Annotated in this window: 19 protein-coding genes; 10 read left to right on the top strand and 9 right to left on the bottom strand. The window is 36.7% G+C overall.

Annotation, left to right across the window (positions count from 1 at the left end):
- The first annotated feature begins 3 nt into the window (after window positions 1-3).
- The 3 genes from ACKXGU_RS02060 (at window position 4) to ACKXGU_RS02050 (ending at window position 5,448) form a co-directional block, all read left to right on the top strand.
- Window positions 4-165: a hypothetical protein gene (locus tag ACKXGU_RS02060; RefSeq protein WP_463466426.1), complete on the top strand. Its 162-nt coding sequence runs from the start codon at window positions 4-6 to the stop codon at window positions 163-165.
- A 33-nt stretch (window positions 166-198) separates the two neighbouring features.
- The gene (locus tag ACKXGU_RS02055) at window positions 199-4,377 is read left to right on the top strand and encodes a MopE-related protein (protein ID WP_463466425.1); all 4,179 of its coding nucleotides are present in this window, start codon (window positions 199-201) and stop codon (window positions 4,375-4,377) included.
- Window positions 4,378-4,491: 114 nt separating this feature from the next.
- The gene (locus ACKXGU_RS02050; protein ID WP_463466424.1) at window positions 4,492-5,448 is read left to right on the top strand and encodes a hypothetical protein; all 957 of its coding nucleotides are present in this window, start codon (window positions 4,492-4,494) and stop codon (window positions 5,446-5,448) included.
- On the opposite strand, the gene ribB is transcribed toward ACKXGU_RS02050, so the two are convergent.
- The 6 genes from ribB to tpx all read right to left on the bottom strand — a co-directional run bounded on the left by ribB (window position 5,445) and on the right by tpx (window position 12,453).
- On the bottom strand, window positions 5,445-6,596 hold the full coding sequence (gene ribB / locus ACKXGU_RS02045) for a 3,4-dihydroxy-2-butanone-4-phosphate synthase (protein ID WP_463466423.1): 1,152 nt from the start codon (window positions 6,594-6,596) through the stop codon (window positions 5,445-5,447). The two genes, ACKXGU_RS02050 and ribB, sit on opposite strands and share 4 nt — an antisense overlap.
- Window positions 6,597-6,627: 31 nt before the next feature.
- Window positions 6,628-8,454: an LptF/LptG family permease gene (locus ACKXGU_RS02040; RefSeq protein WP_463466422.1), complete on the bottom strand. Its 1,827-nt coding sequence runs from the start codon at window positions 8,452-8,454 to the stop codon at window positions 6,628-6,630.
- A gap of 5 nt (window positions 8,455-8,459) precedes the next feature.
- Window positions 8,460-9,098, bottom strand: a complete 639-nt coding sequence (gene lolA1, locus ACKXGU_RS02035; protein WP_463466421.1) for an outer membrane lipoprotein periplasmic chaperone LolA1 — start codon at window positions 9,096-9,098, stop codon at window positions 8,460-8,462.
- A gap of 19 nt (window positions 9,099-9,117) precedes the next feature.
- Entirely contained in the window at window positions 9,118-11,505 is a 2,388-nt protein-coding gene (locus tag ACKXGU_RS02030; RefSeq protein ID WP_463466420.1) for a DNA translocase FtsK, read from the bottom strand.
- A 62-nt stretch (window positions 11,506-11,567) separates the two neighbouring features.
- Window positions 11,568-11,936 carry a diacylglycerol kinase gene (locus ACKXGU_RS02025; protein ID WP_463466419.1) on the bottom strand — a complete coding sequence of 123 codons (369 nt, stop codon included), beginning with the start codon at window positions 11,934-11,936 and terminating at the stop codon, window positions 11,568-11,570.
- Between the two features lie 16 nt (window positions 11,937-11,952).
- Window positions 11,953-12,453, bottom strand: a complete 501-nt coding sequence (gene tpx / locus ACKXGU_RS02020) for a thiol peroxidase (protein WP_463466418.1) — start codon at window positions 12,451-12,453, stop codon at window positions 11,953-11,955.
- Between the two features lie 197 nt (window positions 12,454-12,650).
- On the opposite strand from tpx, the gene katG reads away from it, so the two are divergent.
- Window positions 12,651-14,810, top strand: coding sequence for a catalase/peroxidase HPI (katG, locus tag ACKXGU_RS02015; RefSeq protein ID WP_463466417.1), 2,160 nt, complete (start codon window positions 12,651-12,653; stop codon window positions 14,808-14,810).
- 75 nt (window positions 14,811-14,885) lie between these two features.
- Here katG and ACKXGU_RS02010 read toward each other — a convergent pair whose 3' ends face one another.
- Window positions 14,886-15,524: a peroxiredoxin gene (locus ACKXGU_RS02010; protein ID WP_463466416.1), complete on the bottom strand. Its 639-nt coding sequence runs from the start codon at window positions 15,522-15,524 to the stop codon at window positions 14,886-14,888.
- A 107-nt stretch (window positions 15,525-15,631) separates the two neighbouring features.
- On the bottom strand, window positions 15,632-17,122 hold the full coding sequence (gene nhaC, locus ACKXGU_RS02005; protein ID WP_463466415.1) for a Na+/H+ antiporter NhaC: 1,491 nt from the start codon (window positions 17,120-17,122) through the stop codon (window positions 15,632-15,634).
- A gap of 179 nt (window positions 17,123-17,301) precedes the next feature.
- On the opposite strand from nhaC, the gene ACKXGU_RS02000 reads away from it, so the two are divergent.
- Together ACKXGU_RS02000 and ACKXGU_RS01995 are read left to right on the top strand one after the other, a co-directional pair.
- Window positions 17,302-20,073, top strand: a complete 2,772-nt coding sequence (locus ACKXGU_RS02000; RefSeq protein WP_463466414.1) for a hypothetical protein — start codon at window positions 17,302-17,304, stop codon at window positions 20,071-20,073.
- Between the two features lie 114 nt (window positions 20,074-20,187).
- Entirely contained in the window at window positions 20,188-20,913 is a 726-nt protein-coding gene (locus ACKXGU_RS01995; RefSeq protein ID WP_463466413.1) for a hypothetical protein, read from the top strand.
- On the opposite strand, the gene ACKXGU_RS01990 is transcribed toward ACKXGU_RS01995, so the two are convergent.
- The gene (locus ACKXGU_RS01990; RefSeq protein ID WP_463466412.1) at window positions 20,906-22,111 is read right to left on the bottom strand and encodes an aminotransferase class I/II-fold pyridoxal phosphate-dependent enzyme; all 1,206 of its coding nucleotides are present in this window, start codon (window positions 22,109-22,111) and stop codon (window positions 20,906-20,908) included. The two genes, ACKXGU_RS01995 and ACKXGU_RS01990, sit on opposite strands and share 8 nt — an antisense overlap.
- Before the next feature lie 166 nt (window positions 22,112-22,277).
- Between ACKXGU_RS01990 and ACKXGU_RS01985 the strand changes: the two genes are divergently transcribed.
- From ACKXGU_RS01985 to lpdA, 4 genes are all read left to right on the top strand, one after another.
- Entirely contained in the window at window positions 22,278-22,739 is a 462-nt protein-coding gene (locus ACKXGU_RS01985; protein ID WP_463466411.1) for an Lrp/AsnC family transcriptional regulator, read from the top strand.
- Window positions 22,740-23,366, top strand: coding sequence for a CPBP family intramembrane glutamic endopeptidase (locus ACKXGU_RS01980; protein WP_463466410.1), 627 nt, complete (start codon window positions 22,740-22,742; stop codon window positions 23,364-23,366).
- 38 nt (window positions 23,367-23,404) lie between these two features.
- Entirely contained in the window at window positions 23,405-25,051 is a 1,647-nt protein-coding gene (locus tag ACKXGU_RS01975; RefSeq protein ID WP_463466409.1) for a S41 family peptidase, read from the top strand.
- A gap of 159 nt (window positions 25,052-25,210) precedes the next feature.
- Complete coding sequence (gene lpdA / locus ACKXGU_RS01970; RefSeq protein WP_463466408.1) at window positions 25,211-26,611, top strand: dihydrolipoyl dehydrogenase; 1,401 nt, start codon at window positions 25,211-25,213, stop codon at window positions 26,609-26,611.
- The last annotated feature ends 33 nt before the right edge of the window (window positions 26,612-26,644 follow it).

Raw genomic sequence — 26,644 nt, 5'->3', positions numbered from 1 at the left:
TGGATGAATATAGTGAGCAATGATACTAGTGATTTTACACATTCGGAATTGGGAAGCGATTATAATTACTACAGTGCTATTATAGATTTTCAATCTGATGACGTCATCTGGATCATTGTGGATGCTGGTGGAGCTGGTAACTATCAAGAATGGACTCGTCAATAAAATTTAAATGCTATTAATCTAAACTATAAAATCATGAAAACAAAAATTTTAATTACACTATTATTGCTCTTAAGTATAAGTGTGTCATTGGCGCAACCTGATATTGCCTGGCAAAAGTCTTTAGGGGGGTCAATTAATGATGTAGCAAGATCAATTAGACAAACTTCAGATGGAGGGTATATTGTGGCTGGTTACAATTCTTCTAGTGATGGAGATATTTCTGAATATTTTGGGTTTAGGGATATTTGGGTTGTTAAGTTAGATAGTTCAGGTAACATTGAATGGGAAAAGAGTTATGGAGGGACAGGTGATGAAGAAGCTTATTCAATACAGCAAACTGCAGATGACGGATTTATTTTAATTGGCATGTCTGATTCAGATAATTTTTTTGGTGACAATATTGGTGGTGATGATATTTTAATCGTAAAACTGGATAGTTTAGGAAACATAGAATGGGGAACAAAATACGGGACTACAGGTACAGATCGTGGTCACAGTATAAAGCAAACTTCTGATGGAGGCTATATAGCTTCAGGGTTTCGTTCAAATGGAGGAATTTGGGTAGTAAAACTTGATGGCAATGGAGATTTAAGCCCTAACTGGTCAAATACTACTTTTGGAGGTGCACAAGCATGGTGGGCTGAACAAACTTTAGACGGAGGCTATATTGTAACAGGGCATTATGGTTTAAATCCAGATCTGATTGTTATAAAATTAGATGCCTTTTCCAATGTTGTATGGCAATATACTTATGGAGGTGCAAATGCAGATTATGGGAGGTCAGTTAGACAAACACTAGATGGTGGCTATATAGTAGCTGGAATGACTCAATCTCAAGATGGTGATGTTTCAAGTAATAATGGTGGGGAAGATTTTTGGGTATTAAAATTGAATGCAGCAGGTGAGCTTGTATGGGAAAAAAACTATGGCGGTACTCAAAATGAGTTTGCACTAGAAATACAATTGACTTCTGGTGGAGGTTATGTAATTGTAGGGCAGACGAACTCTAATGATGTTGACGTAAGCGGTAATCATAGTTCATTTCAATATGATTATTGGGTTGTTAAAATTGATGATTTAGGTGTTTTGCAATGGCAAAAATGTTTGGGAGGTAATAAAAGTGATTTCGGTACATCTATTGACCAAGCAAGTGATGGTAATTATATTATTGCAGGTCGTGCCGCTTCGAATACTAATGATGTATCTGGTAATAATGGAGGTAATAGTGGTACGTATGATTATTGGGTTGTAAAATTAGGGCTCAATGATTGTGGAGGTGTACTTGAAGGTTCTCCTTGTGATGATGGTGACGAGTGTACTGTGAATGATAAATATAATTCTGATTGTGAATGTGTTGGTATTTTGGATTCAGATGGTGATACCGTTCCAAACTGTGATGATTTATGCCCAGGTTTTGACGATTTGGTAGATTCTGATAATGATACAGTTCCTGATTGTTTGGATGTTTGCCCAGGTTTTGATGATCTGATAGATTCAGATGGTGATAGTATTCCAGATGGTTGTGATCTTTGTCCTGGATTTAATGATTTGGCAGATACAGATAATGATACGGTTCCAGACTGTATAGATATATGCCCTGGTTTTAATGATAATCTGGATTTAGATTTAGATGGCATTCCTAATGGATGTGATTTATGTATTGGAAATGATAATGTTGGGGATACAGATGGCGACGGAATATGTGATGACTATGATATTTGTCCTGGATTTAATGATTTCATAGATTCAGATGGCGATGGTATTCCAGATGGTTGTGATGACGATAATCCTTTGGATGTTGACAACGATGGTGATGGTCAGACCGAAAACGAAGGTGATTGCGACGATACCAATCCAAATATCTATGTCGGCAATACTGAAGTACCATACAACGGTATAGATGATGACTGTAATGCAGCCACATTGGATGATGATCTAGATGGCGATGGATATTTACAATCAGAAGACTGTGATGACACCAATTTCAATGTCAATCCTGGTGCAACAGAGATTCCGGATAACGGGATAGATGATGACTGTAATCCAAACACACCTGATAATTCTTTAGATGTTGACAACGATGGTGATGGTCAGACCGAAAACGAAGGCGATTGTGATGATACCAATCCACTAATCTTTGCAGGTAATGTAGAGATACCTTACAACGGTATTGACGATGACTGTAATGCAGCCACTTTGGATGATGATCTAGATGGTGATGGTTACCTATTATCAGAAGACTGTGATGATACCAATTTCAATGTCAATACTGGTGCAACAGAGATTCCGGATAACGGTATAGATGATGACTGTAATCCAAACACACCTGATAATTCTTTAGATGTAGACAACGATGGTGACGGCCAAACAGAGAATGAAGGTGATTGCGACGATACCAATCCACTAATCTTTGCAGGCAATACAGAAGTACCTTACAACGGTATAGATGATGACTGTAATGCAGCCACATTGGATGATGATCTAGATGGCGATGGATATTTACAATCAGAAGACTGTGATGACACCAATTTCAATGTCAATCCTGGTGCAACAGAGATTCCGGATAACGGGATAGATGATGACTGTAATCCAAACACACCTGATAATTCTTTAGATGTTGACAACGATGGTGATGGTCAGACCGAAAACGAAGGCGATTGTGATGATACCAATCCACTAATCTTTGCAGGTAATGTAGAGATACCTTACAACGGTATTGACGATGACTGTAATGCAGCCACTTTGGATGATGATCTAGATGGTGATGGTTACCTATTATCAGAAGACTGTGATGATACCAATTTCAATGTCAATACTGGTGCAACAGAGATTCCGGATAACGGTATAGATGATGACTGTAATCCAAACACACCTGATAATTCTTTAGATGTAGACAACGATGGTGACGGCCAAACAGAGAATGAAGGTGATTGCGACGATACCAATCCACTAATCTTTGCAGGCAATACAGAAGTACCTTACAACGGTATAGATGATGACTGTAATGCAGCCACATTGGATGATGATCTAGATGGCGATGGATATTTACAATCAGAAGACTGTGATGACACCAATTTCAATGTCAATCCTGGTGCAACAGAAATCCTTGATAATGGTATAGACGATGATTGTGACCCAGGAACTCCTGACAATTCTAATGAATGTATAGAATATATGAGTGATTTTGCTGTTAACCCTCTCACACATTCAGGAGCTGGATTCAATATTATAACAATGCTATTACCAAGTAATAGTCAAGATGTAGCATTTACAATTTCTGATATTGATCAAAAATTAAGAGGTAACCCAAGAAATCAGTTTACTGAATACGTTGAAGTTTACTACTTGAATGAGTTTGGTTCAGAAATTCAGGAAGGTATATATAGCGGTGCTAATGCTAATACTACGGCTATTTCAATTTCAGGTCTAGTCGAATCTGTTACAGTAATTCTCTATGACGGACAAGATAATGATTCAGGGAATTCTATGATGAGCATTAGCTTAAGTCCAGTAGCATATTGTATCATTAATGCCCCTTGTGAAACTGATAGTGATAATGATGGTATTTGTGACGATTTAGATATCTGCTTTGGTTATGACGATATGGTTGATACAGATGCTGACGGTATTCCTGACGGTTGTGATAATTGCCCAAATTCAGCTACTGATGATAGTGATAATGATGGTGTTTGCGATGATTTGGATGTTTGTCTAGGTTTTGACGACACAATAGATTCAGATAATGATGGGACACCAGATGGTTGTGATCCTTGCCCTCTAGATGGCACAGATTCTTGTAGTACAGTTATGTGTGCTCCAGACCAAGTGTTAATTTGTCATTTGAAAAATAATGGTGAGTATATAGAAATATGCGTTAGGGAAAACCAACTACAACGTCATTTAGACCACGGTGATACATTAGGTGGTTGTAATAGCCAACGTTCTGGTTTCATGAATAAAGAAGAGCTTGAGTTATATCCAAACCCAGTTAAGCAATCATTAACTTTAAATATTAAGAATATGATCATTACGAATGCCAAGGTTTCTGTTTATAATAAATTGGGTCAATTGGTATATCAAGATTTAAATGTTGCTAAAAATGACATATCCATAGAGATTTCAAATCATATTACTGAAGCAGGTGTTTACTTCATTTTTGTGGAACAAGATGGTGTTCGATTGCAAGACCGTTTTATATTTTCTAAAAAATAACAATTAAAAAAATGCTGTTAATTAATTGAGGAGAAAGGGGATAGGTTAGCTCTTTTAGAGCGCCTTTCCTCTTTTTTAATTATATTTAATAAACATTAACCAAATAACTAAAACATGAAATCAAAAATTTTAATACCCGTTCTAATGCTGTTTTTAGTAGTTTCTTGTAAAAATGATAATAAGAAAACAGAACCTTCAACGCAAGAAATCGTAGAGGTTGAAGAAACCATTCAAGAACCTGAAAATGTCATTGATATAGTTACCAGAAGCATGGAATTTCAAATGAAGGATACTATTCCATCTGGCTGGAACACCTTTAGGTACGATAACAGAGCAAATGAATCCCATTTTTTCAGATTTATTAAGTTGCCTGTTGGTGCTGATATACAGAAATATAAACAAGAAGTTGATCCTGTTTTCGAGGAAGGGATGGATTTAATAAATGAGGGTAAGACTGAAGAGGGATTTGCAGCTTTTGGAAAATTACCAGCTTGGTTTAATGAAACTATTCCTGCCGGTGGTTCCGGTTTGATTGCTCCAAAAAAGTCAACCCTCACAACTTTATTTTTAGATACGGGTGATTATTTAGTTGAATGTTATGTGAAAATGCCCAATGGTAAATTTCATTCCACCATGGGTATGATTAAAGCTGTTCATGTATTGGAAGGCAAAAGTAGTATAAAAGAACCTGAACCTAGTTATGTTGTGAATATAAAGGAGGATGGTTTCCATATTGAAGATGCAATATTAAAAGGCAATAGCATATTTAAAGTTAATGTTGTGAATCAAAAATTACATGAAAATTTTGCTCGTGCTGATATTAATTTGGTACGACTATCAGCAAATGCTGATTTAGATTCTTTGGAGGCTTGGATGGTTTGGTACAACCCTAAAGGCTTTATTACACCAGTTCCAAACGGTGTCACATTTCTAGGCGGTGTCAATGATATGCCAGCAGGCAGTACAGGGTATTTTTATGCCGATTTAACACCAGGTAAATATGCCTTCATTTCTGAAGTGCCAAATACTAAAAGTAAGGGCTTATTTAAGGTTTTTGAAGTAATAGATTAGTAATTGACGTACTCCACAATTTCCAAACCATAGCCAATCATACCCACACGTTTGGTCTGTTCGCTATTGGAAATTAAACGCAGTTTGTGAATATCTAAATCATGTAAAATTTGGGCACCTATACCAAAGTCTTTACTATCCATTTCTATTCTTGGTGCTTTGACTATTTCACCAGGCGTTTGTGAATCCTTTAAAGCGTTGAGCCTTTTTAGAAGATTCATGGATTGTGATTGTTGGTTAATAAATATGATAGCGCCTTTACCTGCTTCATTGATAACATTGAACATATCATCCAATTTTTTATCTGCATTATTGGTTAAGGTTCCCAATATGTCATGATTCACCAATGTGGCATTAATTCTAGTCAGAACTGGTTCATTGTTTTTCCAGCTGCCTTTAGTTAATGCAATATGAATTTGGTTATTGGTGGTTTGATGATAGGCACGTAATCTATATTGCCCAAAACGGGTTTCAATATCAAAATCCTCTTTCTTTTCAATGAGTGAGTCATGTTGCATACGATAGGCAACCAAATCTTCAATGGAAACTATTTTGAGATCAAATTTTTTAGCAACATCTAAAAGTTGCGGTAAACGAGCCATCGTACCATCTTCATTCATGATTTCCACAATGACTCCAGCTGGTTTGAGTCCAGCTAATCTTGCAAAATCTATGGCAGCTTCAGTATGCCCTGTTCTTCTTAAAACGCCACCTTGTTTGGCAACTAAAGGAAAAATATGTCCAGGTCTTGCCAATTCGAATGGTTTTATATTTGGGTCTATTAATGCTTGAATAGTTTTGGAACGATCGCTTGCAGAAATTCCTGTAGTAACACCATGACCTCTTAAGTCAACAGAAACCGTAAAAGCAGTTTCCATCGGGTCTGTATTGTTATGAACCATCATATGCAAGTCCAATTCTTTACAACGGCTTTCGGTTAATGGGGCGCAAATAAGACCTCTTCCGTGCATGGCCATAAAATTGATGGTTTCAGGAGTGATTTTTTCGGCAGCAGCTAAAAAATCGCCTTCGTTTTCACGATTTTCATCGTCAACCACAATAATGACTTTACCATTTCTAATATCGTTAATGGCTTCTTCAATGGTATTTAATTGGATTTTCACTGCTTTATCAATGGTATTAATCATGACTATGAAATTAATGATGCAAAGATATTGCTTATTTTACACTATCTCCAATGACTTGCGAAATTTTATCCTTTCTCATAAAATGAATCAATGGAAATATCACAAAACTGATAATAAGGTAAACAATACCGTTTGATAGTTTAATATTGTCATATATTTTAGACAATGCTTGAATATTAAGATAGGTCTTTACAAAGTAGACGCCATAGCACACTAAACAAATAGCACTAAATTGAAGTGATGAATAACCAAATTCAATGAGGTTATTATTCTTAAACACAAAGAACAGAATAAAAAACACCAAAGATAATAGATAAAAAACAAGGGTGTATTTTGAATGTATGCTATAATTTGGGAGCAATTCGTTTTTAATTTGCACTTGTTCAGGCGATAAAATGATTTCTTTAGGCTTTTCAGTTTCTTTTTTAGATTTTGATTTTATTCTGAACAACTTTTTTAACGGTTCTAATATATGATCAAACTCAAAAAGCCCTCTGTCTGCAGTTGCTCTTTTAGTCAAGTAGTACCCTAACGGAAGCATAATGACCGTTGAAAACCAGGAAGCAATTATAGGATTTAAACTGCCGTCTTTCGCACTGTTTTTGGCAAAAATTCCTATAAAATGATAGGTGAGAAATAGTAAAATAGCAATAACCATCGGGAGCCCAATACCTCCTTTTCGAATCAATGCTCCTAGAGGTGCACCAACAAAAAACAAAATAATACAGGCAAAACCTAAAGCCAACTTTTCATGCAAGGCAATAATGTGTTTATTAAGCCACATATTCCTTTCTTTAAAATATTTGTCTTTGATTTTGACTATTTGTTTGGAACTTTTAATCGAATTAATAGACATATCTACTAATTGAACTTTTTTGCTATTAGGAAATAAGTCTAGAATATCACCGTTGTAAGTACTATCTTTTTTCACATTATATCCAGCGTTTATAATGGGCAAGTTGGAACGGTTATAAAGGCTTTTGGCAAAATCATCGTGATCCTTGTTTAGCGATATTTCCAAGGAGTCAATTTGTTTGTTTAAATCGGATATGTTGAGCATATTATATTTATCCGAAACATTTTTCTCATCCAAATCTTTACTATTCAACTCCGAAAGATCAATATTTATGGTATATTTCTCAAAATAGCTCCTTGTCATTGGGTGCCTTTGCTTCTCTTTAGGATCGGTTGGAGGTGTATCATCATAGAAATAACCATCATGAAGAATAAACTTTAGAATATTGGAATCTTCATCACCAATCAATTCGCCAGTTTTTGAAATAATAGTGGTGTAGTTACCTCTTTTATGCTTTCCTGTTTTTTTGTGAATAATAACTTCTTCTAAATACTGACCACGATCACCAGTTTTGTTTTTAACTTTCAGGTTGTATTCATCTCCAATTTGATTGAACTGTCCTTTAGCTATGACCATAGCTGGTTTAAGCTGTTGGATGTTTTTTCGTAAATTATAGGAATTATATTCTCCCCATGGAATGACGTTGTTTGCAAAGAAAAAGGTTGTAATGGCAAGCCCTAAAATAAATATGCTCAATCCTGCCATGGCGCGTTGTAATGAAATCCCTGTAGACTTCATAGCGGCAAACTCATAATTTTCTGCAAAGCTTCCAAATACCATAATGGATGCTAAAAGAATCGTTAAGGGGAGCACTAATGGGATGAGTTTTGGCGAGAAATAAAACAAGAATTTTCCAACAACAACGATGTCCAAATCCTTACCAGCCAATTCTTTAATATAAAGCCAGATAGTCTGTAATACAAAAATCAGCATGAGTATTACAAACACGCTGATAAAAGTCTTAAGGTATGTGCTTAATATGTATCGGTCAAGTATTTTCAAGTCACCTAATCCAGTTTATTGATGTAGTAGTCTTTGTACTTACTTTCATCAAAGGTAAATAAGGTTTTTGACAACGGTTCATTCGTTTTAAAAGAATTAACAGTTAGTGTGGTTTGTGTACCATTCTTTCCTGTTTCAATTAAATTATAGATATGATTGGTATTGGCATCGATTCCTAATAAAATATTTTTGATTTCAGAATCAGTATCAATAGGCGTTAACTTAACATATTGAATTTTTCTACCTTTAATATTTTGAGTGATGTCCATTTTATAGGTATAACCCTTTTCATAAAACGATAACATTTTGCTGGGTGTAATACTGTTTTCGTCTTCGGAATTGTCTTTGGAAATGGTCACTTCTTCATCTTCGGGGCTGATACTGTATAATGTCTTGCCATCAAAAATACGGGTAACACCCAAAATATTCAATTTGTATTTATTCCCTTGAATCACCACGTCACCGCGAGTTTCCTGCTTGACATTTTCTGAAAGATTTTGAAGTACATATTTAAAGTCAATGCTGATGTTATCATAACTTTTAACTTTCTCTGATACTTTATTCAATAAAGATTTAGCTTCATTGTCTTGAGAAAACACAAAGCTTGATGATACAATTAATAAAAGTGTAATTATTTTTTTCATTTTAAATACAATTGTCTGATTATTGTCCTTCGTTTGCTAATAATTGATCCAGAGCTGTTAAGTCAGGTACCAAAACTTGCCGAGCCTTACTTCCTTCAAAACCACCTACGATACCAGCTGCTTCTAATTGATCGATTAACCGACCTGCACGATTATAGCCCAACTTGAGTTTTCGTTGTAACAACGATGCGGAACCTTGTTGCGCGGTCACAATAATTTCGGCAGCTTCTCTAAATAGGGCATCTCTATCGTTAATATCTATATCAAGACTTGTGCCACTTTCTTCACCAACATATTCTGGCAGCATATAGGCGTCTGGGTATGCTTTTTGAGAGCCAATAAAATCGGTTATTTTTTCAACTTCTGGTGTATCCACAAAAGCGCATTGAATACGAATCATATCATTACCTTGGGTATACAACATGTCACCACGACCAATCAATTGATCGGCTCCTGAACCGTCCAAAATCGTTCGAGAATCAATTTTACTGGTTACCCTGAAGGCAATACGAGCAGGGAAATTGGCTTTGATTATACCTGTAATCACATTAACCGAAGGTCTTTGTGTGGCTATTATTAAATGAATACCAATCGCCCTGGCTAATTGTGCCAAACGAGCGATAGGTGTTTCTACTTCCTTGCCAGCCGTCATGATTAAATCGGCAAATTCATCCACAACCAATACAATATACGGTAGGAATTGATGACCGTCATTGGGGTTTAACTTTCTGGCTTTAAACTTGGCATTGTATTCGGCAATATTTCGACAGAGCGCGTTTTTTAATAGCTCATATCTGTTATCCATTTCAATACACAGCGAATTCAATGTATTGATAACCTTGGTGTTGTCAGTAATAATGGCATCTTCACTGTCTGGTAGCTTGGCTAAATAATGTCTTTCAATTTTATTGAAAAGGGTTAATTCTACTTTTTTTGGATCGACCAAAACAAATTTAACTTCAGCAGGATGTTTTTTGTAAAGCAAGGAAGTCAATACAGCATTTAATCCTACCGATTTTCCTTGCCCCGTAGCACCCGCCATCAGAAGGTGAGGCATTTTAGCTAAATCGACCACGAAAGTTTCATTACTAATAGTTTTTCCCAATGCAATAGGTAATTGCATTTCAGCCTTTTGAAATTTCTGCGAAGCAATAACCGATCGCATAGAAACAATCGTAGAATTTTTGTTAGGGACTTCAATACCAATAGTTCCTTTCCCGGGAATAGGCGCAATAATTCTGATTCCAAGTGCTGACAATGACAAAGCAATGTCATCTTCCAGGTTTTTAATCTTGGAAATTCGGACACCAGCTTCAGGAATGATTTCATATAAAGTAACCGTTGGACCAATAGTAGCTTTGATATTGGCAATACCAATCTTATAATTATTGAGGGTCTCTACAATTCTATTTTTATTTTCTTCAAGTTCCTCCTGATTGATCGTGATGCCTTCGGTTTCATATTTCTTTAAAAGATCCAAAGACGGAAATTGATAATTACTTAACTCCAAGGTGGGATCGAATTGACCAAAATCTTCCACTAGTTTGTTGGCAAGATTATCCGTTTCAGACAATTCCTCTTCTACCTGTTCAACTTCGATTTTAACATCAGACTCTTCACTTTGACTGGATTTAGAAATTTCTGGTTTTGGTTCAGGCTGACTTGTTTCAGTAGGATTAGAAGTATCTGGTGTCAAATCAAAAGCTGATTTGATATCTTCAGCTTCAGCAGATAAATCATTGTCCAACGCCACGACTGGTTCTTCTTCATTGCGTAATTCAGAAGTGACTTCACTAAAATCATCTTTAATATCTTTTTTGGCTGATTTAAATAACCTTTGGAATGTTTCCGCAGTCATTTTAAATCGAATGGCCAAATAGGTGATAAGCGCAAAAATCAATAACAGTAAGGTTCCTATTTTACCAAGATATTCTTGTAGAAATGTGTTCATTTCAAAACCAATAACCCCTCCTAAAACATCCAACTTATCTGAAAAGAACCCAAACAATATAGAAAACCAAATAACGATAAGTGTTCCCCAAAACCAATGTTTGCGTAATCTTGCTTTACTTGCATTGGTTAGTACATAAACTCCTGAAATAAAAATAAGACCAGAAAATACAAATGAAGAAACTCCAAAACCCTTGTAAATAAAAAAGTCGCTTAACCAAGCACCCGTTTTATTCAGCCAATTTTCAGATTGAATACCTCTTGAAGCAAATTCAGACAGGGTACTTTGATCTGCTTTTCCCGTAAAAAAGAATGAGACAAACGCAATGAAAAGTAGTAAACCTAATATAATGAGAAAACTACCCAAAACCAGTTTTTGTTGATTGGATAGTTTCAGACTCGGCGCTTTAAATTTGGTTTTAGATTCTTTTTTAGATTTCGATTTTTTCTTTGCCATTCAAGGGTTGTTATATTAGCAAAAATACAAATTAGAAACGTTTATCCTAAAGCAAATAGTATTTAAAAAATCTTTGGAAAATAAATCAATATACCGACTATAATGGCTGTGACAGCAAATATAAAAACAGCTCCAGCCGAAATATCTTTTATCAATCCAATTTTAGTGTGTTTATTTGGATGAATAAAGTCCGCTATTTCTTCTATAGCGGTATTAATTCCCTCAATAGCGATTACTAACCCTATGGTTAGGCATTGAATAATCCATTCAGTTCTTGAAAGACCCACAACAAAACCTAAACCAGTCATGATAATTCCAATAAATACTTGAACCTTTATACTAGCCTCCGTTGTCACTAGAATCCAAGCACCTTTAAAAGCATATTTGATACTTCTTAATCGATTGACTAAAAAAGATTCCCTGTTTTCCATGCTTTATTGGGTACAACTATTTGATGGCATTCAACGCTGCTTCATAATCTGGTTCTTGACCTATTTCAGGCACTTGTTCAGTATAAATAATGGTACCATCTTGATCCAGAATGATAACACATCTCGAGTGAAGCGCATCAAAAATACCATTGGTCATCATTAAGCCGTAATCTTTTCCAAAATCACCCGTCTTAAAATCAGAAAGCATAATAACATGTTCTAATCCTTCGGCGGCACAAAATTGTTCTTGGGCAAATGGTAGATCTCTTGAAATGCATAGAACTTTTGTATTAGCTAAATCACCAGCTTTTTGATTAAAATTTCTTACCGAAGCCGAGCAAACACCAGTATTCACACTCGGAAAAATATTGAGAATTAAGTTGGAGCCTAAAAAATCAGATAGCTTTTTGGTTGATAAATCGGTAGCTACTAGTTTAAAATCTTTTGCTTTAGTTCCAACTTTTGGTAGTTCGCCTGAAGTTTCCACGGCATTTCCGCCCAGTGTGATATGTGCCATAATGTGCTTTTAAAATTAAGAGTTAAAGGTAGTATAATTAGGTTGATTATCTAAATGATTTTAATGCTCATTTACCTGATAAATTTTATCAATTCTGATATAGTATTTCAAAATAAACAATCAGGTCTATTTTAATATGGAATCACTAACTTTATAGAATAGAATAAGATAAATCAAATAATTAAACTATTTTAAGTATGAACAATTCAACCAACGGCAAATGCCCTTTTATGCATGGTGCAAATACCTCTGCCGAAAAAACAGTCACAGAGTGGTGGCCCAATTCACTAAACCTAGATATTTTACATCAGCATGACAGTAAAACCAATCCACTTGGAGAGAATTTTAACTATCAGGAAGAATTAAAAAAATTAGATGTTGATGCGCTTAAGAAGGATTTAACGGATTTAATGACCGATAGTCAGGAATGGTGGCCAGCTGATTGGGGACACTATGGTGGATTAATGATTCGTATGGCATGGCATGCCGCTGGAACTTACAGAACATCCGATGGACGCGGAGGAGGAGGAACAGGCAATCAACGATTTGCACCTTTAAATTCTTGGCCGGATAATGTGAGTTTGGATAAAGCCAGACGATTACTATGGCCTATTAAGAAAAAATATGGCAATAAAGTAAGCTGGGCGGACTTAATTATTTTAGCCGGTAATATAGCCTATGAAAGCATGGGACTTAAGACCTATGGATTTGCCTTCGGTCGAGAAGATATTTGGCATCCGGAAAAGGACATTTACTGGGGAGCTGAAAAAGAATGGTTGGCACCTAGTGATGAACGTTATGGAAGTGTCGATAATCCTGAAACAATGGAGAATCCTTTAGCTGCTGTGCAAATGGGCTTGATTTATGTTAATCCGGAAGGTGTTAATGGTAAGCCAGATCCTATTAAAACAGGCGCGCAAGTTCGTGAGACCTTTAAACGTATGGCTATGAATGATGAGGAAACGGTTGCTTTAACAGCTGGTGGACATACAGTTGGTAAGATGCATGGTAATGGTGACGCCAGTATATTAGGTCCAGACCCTGAAGCGGCTTTGGTTGAAGAACAGGGATTTGGATGGTCAAATCCAACGCGAACAGGTAAGGGACGTGATGCCGTAACAAGTGGTATTGAAGGCGCATGGACAACGCATCCAACCAAATGGGATAATGGTTATTTTGAAATGTTATTTGGTCATGAATGGGAGCTACGTAAAAGTCCAGCAGGAGCATGGCAATGGGAGCCTGTAAGTATCAAGGAAGAAGATAAACCAGTTGATGTTGAAGATTTTTCTATCCGACATAACCCAGCTATGACAGATGCTGATATGGCCATGAAAATGGATCCGATTTATAAAGAGATATCTTTGAAATTCAAAGATGATTTTGAAGGATTTTCGGATGCTTTTGCCAGAGCATGGTTTAAATTGACGCATCGTGATATGGGACCGAAAGAACGTTGGTTTGGTCCGGAAATACCTCAAGAAGATTTAATCTGGCAGGATCCTGTTCCTAAAGGAAAAAAAGATTATGACGTGAATGCTGTGAAAGCTAAAATTGAGGCGTCAGGTTTGTCTATTTCTGAAATGGTTTCTACCGCTTGGGATAGCGCTAGAACATATAGAGGTTCTGATTTTAGAGGTGGTGCCAATGGTGCTCGTATTCGTTTAGCACCTCAAAAAAATTGGGAAGGTAATGAACCACAAAGATTGTCTAAAGCGCTTTCTGTTTTAGAACCTATTGCTTCTGAATTTGGTATTAGTGTGGCTGATGTGATTGTATTGGCAGGTAATGTTGGCGTTGAAAAAGCTATTAAGAACGCCGGAATGGATGTCACAGTACCATTTTCTCCAGGTAGAGGTGATGCTACTCAAGAGATGACGGATGTGGAATCATTCGAACCTTTAGAACCGCTTGCTGATGGATTTAGAAATTGGCTGAAAAAGGATTATGTAGTGAGTCCTGAAGAATTGTTGTTGGACAGAGCTCAATTAATGGGTTTTACAGCACCCGAAATGACTGTATTAATAGGTGGTATGCGCGTTATGGGAACCAATCATGGCGGAACAAAACATGGTGTTTTTACTAATAATGTAGGCGCATTGACTAATGACTTTTTTGTGAATTTGACAGATATGTCAAACAAATGGAATGTCATCAACGGTATTTTTGAAATTAGTGACCGTAAAACAGGTGAGCGCAAATGGACCGCTACGCGAATTGATTTAGTATTCGGTTCGAATTCAATTTTAAGATCATACGCTGAAGTCTATGCGCAGGATGACAACAAAAAGAAATTTGTTGCAGATTTTGTGGCTGCTTGGACCAAAGTTATGAATGCTGATCGATTCGATTTATAATAGAAAGTCGATTCAATATTAAATAAAAAGCCTACTCATTTTGAGTAGGCTTTTCTATTTTAAAAACAGTATTTTTTAGTTTACATGATTTTCTAAAAATTCTGCGACACCTTGATGGGTTGCCTGCATACCTGTTTTTCCTTTGTTCCAGTTTGCTGGACAAACTTCGCCATTTTCTTCAACAAACTGTAAGGCGTCTACCATACGGATAGCTTCATCAACATTTCTACCTAAAGGTAAATCGTTTACTATTTGATGACGTACAATACCTTCCTTGTCAATTAAGAATAAACCTCTATAGGCAATTAATTCACCATCTGCCTGTAACATATCATTTTCATCATAGAAATAGTCTCCAGCTAGAACATCATAGTTTTTAGATATCGTTTTATTAGTGTCAGCCACTAGTGGGTAAGTAATACCCTTAATACCACCGTGGTTTTTATCTAATTGTAACCAGCCCCAGTGAGATTGTTCAGTATCTGTTGATACGGCTACCACTTCAGTGTTTCTAGATTTGAATGCTTCTAATTTTTCTTGGAATGCGTGTAATTCAGTTGGACAAACAAATGTGAAATCTTTTGGGTAAAAGAATAATACAACGTGGCTCTTCCCAATGAATTGATCTAATGAGAAATTTTCTACAAACTCACGCCCGTTAACTACTGCTTGTGCATTAAATTGAGGTGCTTTTTTTCCTACTAATACAGCCATTTTTTAATTTGCTTTTTTGTGTTAAAAATTAATTTTCGGCTGCAAAGATACATATTACAAACACCTTGACAAGGTGATCATATTCAAAATATTTATGAATTAATAACTTAATCCAATTGACCTCTTAATTGCTTAATTTTAATATTGAATGCTGCAAAAAGTAGTGTCATAAAAGGACTTAACCAATTAAAAATGGCGAAGAAAAAATAATCCACAACCGGGACTCCTAAAACACCACTTTGGTAAGCACCACAAGTGTTCCAAGGCACTAATACTGAAGTTACAGTTCCTGAATCTTCCAAAGTACGACTTAAATTCTCTGGAGCTAATCCTTTCTCCTCATAAGCTTTTTTAAACATTTTTCCTGGTACTACAATGGCCAAGTATTGATCTGAAGCCGTAACGTTCAATGCTAAACAGCTGGCTACTGTACTGGCAAATAAACCAAAGGTGGAAGACGCCAAACTCAATAGTGCCGCACTGATTCTAGATAATGCACCAATGGCATCCATAACACCGCCAAAAACCATAGCGCATATTATGAGCCAAATGGTTCCCAACATACCTGACATACCACCCGCAGTAAACAAATCGTTTAATTCGGCACTGCTTGTTTCAACAGCTGTATCCACAGTCATAGCATCCATGACACCTTTGTAGGCCGAATGAAAAGTTAAGGATTCTGCTCCTGCTACTTTCATAACAATATCAGGCTGTGCAATGATAGCAGCAGCCCCTCCAAGGAGCGTACCGACTAGTAATGCAATGAGCGGAGACGTTTTTTTGACAATCATGAATATCACAGCTAGAGGAACTAAAAACAACCACGGGGAAATTTTAAAAGCGGATTGAATGGCTGTTAATTTATCCGAAATATCTGGGGTACCTGTTGTATCAATATTGAACCCAATTATGGTAAAGACAATTAGCGTTACAACTATAGTTGGTGTGGTTGTTAATGCCATATATTTGATATGATCAAACAACTCACCACCCGCCATAGCAGGAGCTAAATTCGTGGTGTCACTTAATGGCGACATTTTATCACCAAAATAAGCGCCAGATAATACAGCACCAGCCGTCATTCCCAAAGAAATCCCAAGGGTTTCACCAATACCAATTAAGGCAATGCCTACCGTAGCCGAGGTTGTCCAGCTGCTTCCCGTTGCAATTGATATAATGGCACAAATAATGACACAAGCAGTCAAAAATATGGATGGACTTAATATTTGGAGGCCGTAGTAAATCATAGTTGGGATAATACCGCTAATGAGCCATGTTCCTGCCAAAGCACCAACCATCAATAGGATTAATAAGGCGCCTGTGGTGGATTTGACATTTTCCGCAACTTCATCGAGCATCTGTTTATAGGAAACCTTATTGAAAAACCCGACTAATGCGGCAACGGCTGCCCCCAATAGTAAAATGAATTGATTACTGCCGCTCAAGGCATCATCACCATAGACAAAAAATACGTTGTAAAAAAGCATGGCTACCAAGGCAAAAACGGGTATCAATGCTTCCCAAATATTCAGTTCTTTATTCTCAACAATGTGCTCGTCTTGTGGTTCTCTCGGTTTAATATCTTGACTCTCCATTAAATATTTGCTGTTAGTTTCGTTTTTTGATTTGTAATGTTACAATTTTATGCTAATCTATGCAAAATGCGATGCGTAGATTTTTTATGCCACTTATACAATATTTGATACCAATTTTACTTTGAACCCATTCTAATTGTCTAATATTTAATATCTTTCATTGTTTAAACACAATTATCATGAAAATTTATAAACTACTAATCTTCTTTTTTTGTTTTAGTGTTTATTTTGTCAATGGTCAGGTTGGTATCAGTACAACAAATCCCAATGCGCAGTTAGATGTTCGCTCTAGTAATCAAGCTGCACCAGCCAATACCGATGGTATTTTGATTCCAAAAGTGGATGATTTCCCGGCTTCAAACCCAACTGTTGCTCAAGATGGTATGATGGTTTATGTTACGGGTAGCGGTGTGCCTGCTAAAGGATTTTATTACTGGGATAATACGACCACAACATGGATTCCGTTTGCCACAGGCGGTGTTGATGATGGCGATTGGGTGGTTGTTGGTGCTAATATTGAGAGACAAAGTGGTAATGTGTATATTGGAGATACCCAAGGGACTAATAATGATCTTTACATTAGTAACCGACTCATAGATTGGGATAATACGTCATATTTTTTAGATCCAGCTGGAGAGAGTAGAATTAATGAAATTGGTTTTGATGTTGGCAGTTTAACAGATGTTAGTGTTAGATTTGACCAGCAGGATACAGGATTGTATAGCCCAGCATCAGACCAATTGGCTTTTGCTGTTAATGGTATACAACGATTTAGAATAAGCGAAACAGGTGTGATTTCTTTTGGCGATGCGACTGGAGGTCTCATCAATTATAACTTTCCATTAACGCGTGGTTTCATGGGGCAGGTTTTAACGTTGACCGATAATGTTGGAAACTTGGGGTGGATTGATGCCACCAGTTTAGGTAGCGATGATCACGATTTTTACGAAGAAGGTACTACCACCTCACCAGACGACATCAATGACGATCAATATACCCTGGGCAATGTTGCTATTGGGAAGAATACGGCAAATTGGCCATTGGAAGTCCAAAGCTCAATAGGTGGTCGCGGGTTATCCATCCAAATGGATGGAACAGCAAACACCACAACTTATGGTTTATTGTCGGAAATAACCAATTCGTCAAATGCCACTCATGTTGGATTATATGGTAGGATTTTGGGAAATGGAGATGGTGCTCATCGTGCTATTGAAACCTCTACTTCAGGAAGTGGAAGTGGTGCGCATTATGGTTTATATAGTTCATTAAGTGGAGCTGGAACTGGCGAGCAATTCGGAGTTAGAACCATTATTTCAAATACTGGGAATAATAATCATTATGGTGCATATAATGAATTAACGGGAGTAGGTGGCGGTGATCATTATGGAACTTATAATAGAGTGGTAAGTTTGGGAACCAGTGAGCAATATGGTACTTATAATTCTATTGGTGGCACTGGAAACAACCCACATTATGGCACCTATAATTATGTGCAAGGTACAGGTTCGGGAAATAAATATGGTAGCTATAATACGGTTAGAAGTGATCAGGGTGGTACACATTATGGTGTATTCTCAAATATTCTAAAGGCAGGTAGCTATGCAGGTTATTTTGTAGGAAACGTGTCCATAGGGACTAATGCAGGAAATAATTATATTATGCCTCCTTCTCGTGGTACCCTCAATCAAATCATGCAAACAGATGGTGCAGGAAATGTGACTTGGGTGGATCCTTCTACGTTGAATGTACCACATAGTATTGATGATTTATTGGATGGTAAATCCGATAGCGATGGCACACAAAATGGTTCTTCAATATTTCTAGGAATTGATGCAGGGGTAAATGATGATAGTTCTGACAATAGGAATATTGGAGTTGGATTTCAAGCCTTAAATTCAAATACTTTTGGTCAGAAGAATGTTGCTATTGGGTATAATACCATGTTTTTAAATTCCGTAGGAATGGAGAATGTCGCTTTAGGTTACCAATCACTATATGCCAATACACTTGGATTTAATAATGTCGCGATAGGACATGAAGCGATGCTTTTAAATCTTCAAGGAGCATACAATTCAGCCGTTGGGAATCTTTCAATGAGATCAAACACTACAGGTAGACATAACTCTGCAATTGGTAGTAGATCATTGACATCAAATACAATAGGAGAAGGTAATACGGCTTTAGGCGACTCTGCATTGGATGATAATATTGATGGTGATGGCAATGTTGCAGTAGGTTATTTAGCATTAAACTCCAATGTGTCTGCAAATAATAATGTAGCAATAGGTCTTAGTGCTTTGAATTTAAATACCAATGGAAATAATAATGTTGCAATTGGTTATAGTGCAGGCTACAATGAAACAGGCAGTAATAAGCTTTATATAGAAAACAGTAGTTCAACTACACCACTAATTTATGGGGAGTTTGATACTAATCTTTTGCGCATTAATGGGACATTGGATATTAATAATAATTATCAATTTCCAACAACAGACGGTGCTGCCAACCAAATTTTGCAAACCGATGGCGCTGGGAATGTGACTTGGGTCAATAACAATCCGGTTTCATTAATTCCAATTTACAGTAATGGTAGTTATTTTATGAATAATACAACGGGTCAAGATCTGACTGATATGGACACCGCATTAGAGCCAACTATCTTTAATGCTACCGGTAATATAGAAGTGAAATTGGTTGTTCGGTATTCTTCCAGTTCGGGAGCGAATAATTTGCAGTTACGTGCCAATAATGGCACAATCAATGCATACCCCATTGTAAATACCGATACTTGGACCTTTGCAGCTACGCAAACTGGAGGTGTCGCTACAAGCGAATGGAAGACTTGGAATGCGGGTACAAATGCTTATGAAATACATCTTTATGGTTGGACGGGTAATTTCTTTTCTAATTTAACCATTGTGAGTGCTTATCTATTGGTGAGATCACAATAAAAACGATGTCCTTTTACATCACAGCCAAATAATTAGATACTTCATCTAATTAACCATTTTATAATATTTTAATAATCGCCTATGTAATATATTTGTTAGAAACAAGATGAGACTATGTACCCCAAAAACATTTTTAAACTTTCCTTGAGTTTGCTTTTGTTCGTTTCTTTTGCAGTCAATGCACAAGTGGGTATTGGTACAACAAATCCTCATACATCTTCTATATTAGATATTGAAAGCACAAATTCTGGTGTTCTGCTTCCCAGAATTGCATTAGTCTCCACGTCAGATAGTGTAACCATATCAAGCCCGGAAACCAGCTTACTGATATATAATACCAGTACTGTAAATGATGTTACTCCAGGATTTTATTTTTGGCAAAATGGCAAATGGAACAAGATTAGCACAGATTCCAAAATTTTTGGAGACATCTATAAAAGTTCAGCCAGTGCTGCTCAAACATTAAACGCCAGTTCGCCTATTAGCTTTGGTTCCATAGCTGTTTGCGAGGGTGTTCTTTCAGATAGTAATCATTTTGAAATTGTAACTCCAGGATATTACAGGGTAACCTATTCTGTTTCGCTTTTAAAAACAGCAGGAAGCCCAATTAATCTAGGTTTTTATTTAACAAAAAGTTCTGATCCCGCCGATAAAATAGAAGGGTCTTTTGTGCATACGCAGTTGGATGAATTTCGTAATATTAACATTAGCATGAATAAAATAATTTATTTGGATGCTAATGAAAAAATCTTTTTATACCCTGATATTTCTAATGGCAACGTGATTGTAATGTCTAATGCTGCTACAATGAATATTGAGTTAATTAAGGTGGTTAATTAACTTCTATTCCTATTTCTAACATACAATTTTTCATCATGTCATAGGTGCGTTCAATATCGGCATCCAATCCAATAGAGAAACGAATCAAACCATCACTCAAGCCCATTTCCTCTTGCTCGTCTTCAGGTATTTCGGAAGAGGTTGAACTTCCGGGAGCTGAAAATAAGGTTTTGTAAAACCCAAGACTTACGGCCAAATAACCTAAATTCTTTTCTTGCATCATTTCCATCAATTCATTGGCCTTGTCAAGAGATCCCACATCAATGGTTAGCATACCGCCAAATCCATATTGTTTGTTCATCATGCTTTTGAATAGTTCGTGAGAAGGGTGAGATGCTAAACCTGGATAAACCGTTTTTAAACCATCTTTTTTAAACTTTTCAGCCAAATAACTGGCATTTTTACTATGCTGTTGCATTCTAATATGCAAGGTTCTTAAGTTCTTTAAAACAGAAGCAGAACGCAAGCTGTCCATTGTAGATCCTAAAAGCATACAAGCACCATCATTGACATTTCGCAAATCATTAATGAATTCTTGTGTGCCACACACAACACCACCAACAGTATCACTAGATCCATTAATGAATTTTGTTAAACTATGAATAACCACATCGGCTCCTAATTTTGCAGGGGAAATCGATAATGGTGAAAAGGTGTTGTCAACGACTAATTTTAAGTTGTGCTTTTTGGCGATTTTAGATAAGCCTTCAATATCAGCCACTTCCAATAGTGGGTTACTCACAGATTCACAATACAGAACCTTCGTGTTTTCAGTAATCGCTGCTTCAACAACCTCTAGTTTTGTGATATCCACAAAAGAGGTTTCAATATTAAAACGGGGTGTAAAGTTTTTTAAGAAGGCATAAGTACCACCGTAAATAGTTCTACTGGATACAATATGATCGCCTGCGCCACACAATTGCATAATAACAGGTGTAATAGCACCCATACCTGATGCCGTAACATTAGCAGTTTCAGTGCCTTCCATAGCTGCCAGCGCTTCACCTAAATATAAGTTGGATGGTGATGAGTGACGTGAATATAAATAACAGCCATCCGCATTACCTTCAAAGGTATCAAACATGGTTTTGGCTGATAAAAAGGTATAGGTTGACGAATCCGAAATGGAAGGATTCACACCTCCAAATTCTCCAAAGTATTGTAAGTCTTGAATATTGTTTGCTGGTTTAAAGGCCATTGTGTATCGATTTAAGTTTATGATACGGTAAAAGTCTATGAATTTAGATGATATATCAATATATTGGATTATATTTAGAAAATAAAACTATCAAAATAAGCTTGTTTAGTTTTTATGTAATTATTTTACACATAGATTATCGTTTAGCTGAAAAATTTTCAATGTCATGACACTGGATACGATTGATATAAAACTATTGGACTATCTGCAACAGGATTCCAAGCAAACCAATAAAGAACTTTCTAACAAATTGAATCTTTCCGTGACGGCTGTTTATGAGCGTATCCGAAAGTTGGAGCGCAGTAGTGTCATTGACAAATATGTGGCTCTGATTAATAAACAAGAAGTGAACAAAGATTTTGTAGCTTTTTGCCACATTAAATTGATACAACATGCCCAAGAGTACGTCACAAAATTTGAGCGGGAAGTTGCCAATTTAAAGGAGGTAGCTGAATGCTATCACATAAGTGGTGATTATGACTATCTGTTAAAAGTTGTTGTTTCGGATATGGAGGACTTTCGGGAATTCATGGTCAATAAATTGACCTCCATTAATCATATTGGCAGCACGCATAGTATGTTTGTTATCAACGAAGTCAAACATACCACGGCTATAAACATTTCATAGATGCAATCGGTTCCGTATAAATTAAGCGAGTTTTTTATTCTGTTTGTGCTTTTTCCAGTGAGTTTGGTGTTGAATTATCCGCTGGTTGTTAAAATGTGCCTTGGAGTATTTGGATTTCTTTACGTGTTGTTTGTATTGGTTAGAATTGAAAAACTGCAACTTAAAATGTCGTCAAACCTAAACTGGAAAACATTTTGGAAGCAAACGTTATTGAAACTGTTGTCGATAAGCATTGTTACCGTATTATACATGGTTTTTGTTGATGCAGACAATTTGTTTGTGGTGGTTTTAAACAAACCGTTGTTATGGGTTATCATCTTGTTTATCTATTCGGTGTTTTCTGTATATCCGCAGGAATTGATTTACCGCACGTTTTTCTTTAAGCGTTACGAATCACTTTTTTCATCTGAAGGATTGGCGATTTTTATGAATGCTATTTTATTTTCAATGGCCCATTTGCTTTTTAAAAACACCCTGGTTTTATTTCTAACATTTTGTGGTGGTCTATTGTTTGCTTGGACTTTTCTAAAAACCCGTTCAACCATATTGGTCACGATTGAGCATGCTATTTATGGTTGCTGGTTGTTTACAGTAGGTATGGGATCCATGTTAGGATTTCCATCTTAACTTAATTTTTAGACGGAACATTTTCTATTTTGAAAAAAATGAGGTTTATTCGTGACTTCATTTTATTATATATTATGCGCCATCTTCTGCTTTTAGTCTCTTTGTTATTCATTGTTTCCTGTAAATCGGTTGAAAAATACAACGCCCAGGTAACTAGTTTACACAGTATTTCCGATTTACAAGAGGATGTAGATGCCATCTATGGTCAGTTAAAGAAGCATCACCCTAGACTTTACCAATATGCGAGCAAGGAAACACTCGATTTTAAATTCGACAGTCTCAAAAATACTATTGTCAAGCCTATTACCAGTCAAGAATTTTATGAAAAGTTGGCGCCAGTAATTCGAGAGGTTCGACAAGGGCATATTTCGGTAGCACCGCCCAAGGAGAAATTCACCAAAGCAGAACGTAAAGCACTTAACAAAAAGAAATTTGAGTTTTATGAACTCGATTTTGAATGTTTAGAAGATGCCTTATGGGTCACTGGAGCGCGAACAGATTCAGCTTTGATAGGAAGTCAAGTTCTTAAGGTCAATACTGAAAATCCCATGGATTTAATCAAAAAATACGAACATCAAATTGCGTCTGACGGCTATAATACGACACTCTACAATAGAGCCATCGGTAAGAACTTCGCCAGATTGTACTATCGGGATAAAGGGTTTCTGGATAGTGTATCGCTAACCTTCAAGTTGCGAGATTCCGTTTTTACCAAAATGTTAAAGCGCGTTGACAAAAACAAAAAAGCGGATTCTGTTCAAAAGCCTCAAGATTCCACAGTTGTGAAACCCTTAACTAAAGCGGAGCGAAATGCCAAAAAGATAGCAGAAAGAGAGAAGCGAAAGCGTCATAAAAAACTGGGATACATCCCATCCAGAAAGGAATACATCCGAAACTTCAATTATTTAAATGATGCCGTGGCCATAATGAAAATTAGAGGTTTTGAAGATGGTCCTTACAAAGAGTTTTACAGCGAAAGCTTTCAGAAGTTGGATTCGTTAAACACACCTTATTTAATTTTAGACTTACGCGATAATGGTGGAGGTCGTATTGGTGAAATCGATTATTTGTTTTCATACTTGGCGCAGGAACCTTATCAGTTTATAAGCAAAAGCGAAGTCACCGGTCGTGTGCCATTTATGACATTTGCCATGGCCAATGGCAGTCCGATAGGTTTAAAAATAGTATCAGCTATTTTATCGCCCATTATTGTGACGCATAACCTGTTGAAGACTCAAAAGATTAACGATGCCCTGTATTATAAATTCAAATACAGCAAAATACGTGAACCAAAAGAAAATAATTTTAAAGGTCAGGTATACGTGCTGATTAATGGCAATTCATTTTCGGCTTCATCGATTATTTCAACCAATTTAAAAGCCTTAAATCTGGCGACTTTTGTGGGTGAGGAGACAGGTGGTGCTTACAATGGAACCGTTGCCGGCATTTACAAATATTACACGTTACCCAATAGTTTAGTTAAAATTCGGTTTGGCTTGATGCAAATAGAATCGCCTTACAAAACAGAACCCGATGGCTATGGCATTAAACCTGATGTTTATATCGTTCCAACTCACGAAGATCGCTTGAATGGTAAGGACCCAGAATTGGAGTGGATTTTAATGGATATTGAAAAGGACAAGAGCTATTCCGGAAGCGGAAAAGCCCATCAAATTGGGTATTAAAATTTACCATATCTTCACGCTTAATTGTTATGGTCAACCCATAAAACATTTGTATTTTTGTATTCGCAAAAAACGTTTGCAACTTGTTGTAAACACAAATAAATTGTCATTCCTGTGCAAACAGGAACGTTTTTAACACAACTTGATAAAAGATTTTATATGAATTCATATGATGTAGCCATTATAGGCTCTGGACCTGGAGGATATGTAGCAGCTATTCGTTGCGCCCAATTGGGAATGAAAACAGCCATTATTGAGAAATATGCCACTTTGGGAGGCACCTGTTTAAATGTGGGTTGTATTCCAAGTAAGGCACTTTTAGATTCGTCTCACCACTATGAAGATGCTGTAAAACATTTCGAAGAGCATGGTATCGATATTCCAGGTGAGATAAAGGTTAACCTAAAGCAAATGATTGATAGAAAACAATCGGTTGTAGATCAAACTACAGGTGGTATTGATTTCTTGATGAAGAAAAATAAAATTGATGTGTATCAAGGATTGGGCTCATTTAAAGATGCCACTCACATCTTGATAAAAGGCGATAAAGAGGAAGAAATTGAAGCAAAAAATACCATTATTGCTACTGGAAGTAAACCTTCAAGTTTACCTTTCATAAATATTGACAAAGAGCGTATTATAACTTCTACCGAAGCTTTAAAACTGAAAGAAATCCCCAAGCATTTAATTGTTATTGGTGGTGGTGTGATTGGCTTGGAATTAGGTCAGGTTTACAAGCGTTTAGGTGCTGAAGTGTCGGTAGTGGAATATATGGATCGTATCATTCCAACTATGGATTCTGGACTCTCCAAAGAATTAAATAAAGTACTGAAGAAGCAAAAGTTTTCTATCAATGCTTCCCACAAAGTGAAGTCGGTTGAGCGCAAAGGCGATGAAGTTATCGTGAAAGCGGATAACAAAAAAGGCGAGGAGGTAGAATTTAAAGGCGATTATTGTTTGGTATCTGTTGGCCGTCGTCCGTATACGGATGGCTTAAATGCTGAAGCAGCAGGTGTAAAGTTAAACGATAGAGGACAGGTGGAAGTTAATGAGCATTTACAAACATCAGCCAGTAATATTTACGCTATTGGTGATGTGGTTAAAGGTGCTATGTTGGCTCACAAAGCCGAAGAAGAAGGTGTTTTTGTAGCTGAAATATTAGCAGGTCAAAAACCGCATATCGATTATAACTTAATTCCTGGTGTGGTGTATACCTGGCCAGAAGTCGCTTCTGTTGGTAAAACCGAAGAACAATTGAAGGACGCAGGTGTAGATTATAAAACGGGGCAATTCCCGATGCGTGCTTTAGGTAGAAGCCGTGCGAGTATGGACTTGGATGGTTTTGTAAAGATATTGGCAGATAAATCTACTGATGAAATTTTAGGCGTTCACATGATTGGTGCACGTGCAGCCGATATGATTGCCGAAGCTGTGGTAGCTATGGAATATAGAGCCTCTGCTGAAGATGTTTCCAGAATGTCACATGCGCATCCAACATTTACCGAAGCGATTAAGGAAGCCGCTTTAGCTGCTACCGATGACCGCGCATTGCATGTTTAATAAAAATTATTGTCATTCCGCACTCGATGCGGA

This window comes from Hanstruepera sp. CR43 (genome assembly GCF_055227665.1).
This window is presented reverse-complemented; position numbering and strand designations above follow the sequence as displayed.

What these genes read in the sequence shown, in the direction of transcription:
- tpx (WP_463466418.1), bottom strand. Translation starts at nt 12,453, where the DNA reads ATGGCACATATCACACTGGGCGGAAATGCCGTGGAAACTTCAGGCGAA.
- ACKXGU_RS02050 (WP_463466424.1), top strand. Translation starts at nt 4,492, where the DNA reads ATGAAATCAAAAATTTTAATACCCGTTCTAATGCTGTTTTTAGTAGTT.
- ACKXGU_RS01980 (WP_463466410.1), top strand. Translation starts at nt 22,740, where the DNA reads ATGCAATCGGTTCCGTATAAATTAAGCGAGTTTTTTATTCTGTTTGTG.
- ACKXGU_RS02030 (WP_463466420.1), bottom strand. Translation starts at nt 11,505, where the DNA reads ATGGCAAAGAAAAAATCGAAATCTAAAAAAGAATCTAAAACCAAATTT.
- nhaC (WP_463466415.1), bottom strand. Translation starts at nt 17,122, where the DNA reads ATGGAGAGTCAAGATATTAAACCGAGAGAACCACAAGACGAGCACATT.
- ACKXGU_RS01990 (WP_463466412.1), bottom strand. Translation starts at nt 22,111, where the DNA reads ATGGCCTTTAAACCAGCAAACAATATTCAAGACTTACAATACTTTGGA.
- ACKXGU_RS02000 (WP_463466414.1), top strand. Translation starts at nt 17,302, where the DNA reads ATGAAAATTTATAAACTACTAATCTTCTTTTTTTGTTTTAGTGTTTAT.
- ACKXGU_RS02055 (WP_463466425.1), top strand. Translation starts at nt 199, where the DNA reads ATGAAAACAAAAATTTTAATTACACTATTATTGCTCTTAAGTATAAGT.
- lpdA (WP_463466408.1), top strand. Translation starts at nt 25,211, where the DNA reads ATGAATTCATATGATGTAGCCATTATAGGCTCTGGACCTGGAGGATAT.
- ACKXGU_RS02060 (WP_463466426.1), top strand. Translation starts at nt 4, where the DNA reads ATGAATATAGTGAGCAATGATACTAGTGATTTTACACATTCGGAATTG.
- katG (WP_463466417.1), top strand. Translation starts at nt 12,651, where the DNA reads ATGAACAATTCAACCAACGGCAAATGCCCTTTTATGCATGGTGCAAAT.
- ACKXGU_RS02010 (WP_463466416.1), bottom strand. Translation starts at nt 15,524, where the DNA reads ATGGCTGTATTAGTAGGAAAAAAAGCACCTCAATTTAATGCACAAGCA.
- ACKXGU_RS01995 (WP_463466413.1), top strand. Translation starts at nt 20,188, where the DNA reads ATGTACCCCAAAAACATTTTTAAACTTTCCTTGAGTTTGCTTTTGTTC.
- ACKXGU_RS01985 (WP_463466411.1), top strand. Translation starts at nt 22,278, where the DNA reads ATGACACTGGATACGATTGATATAAAACTATTGGACTATCTGCAACAG.
- ribB (WP_463466423.1), bottom strand. Translation starts at nt 6,596, where the DNA reads ATGATTAATACCATTGATAAAGCAGTGAAAATCCAATTAAATACCATT.
- ACKXGU_RS02025 (WP_463466419.1), bottom strand. Translation starts at nt 11,936, where the DNA reads ATGGAAAACAGGGAATCTTTTTTAGTCAATCGATTAAGAAGTATCAAA.
- ACKXGU_RS01975 (WP_463466409.1), top strand. Translation starts at nt 23,405, where the DNA reads ATGAGGTTTATTCGTGACTTCATTTTATTATATATTATGCGCCATCTT.
- lolA1 (WP_463466421.1), bottom strand. Translation starts at nt 9,098, where the DNA reads ATGAAAAAAATAATTACACTTTTATTAATTGTATCATCAAGCTTTGTG.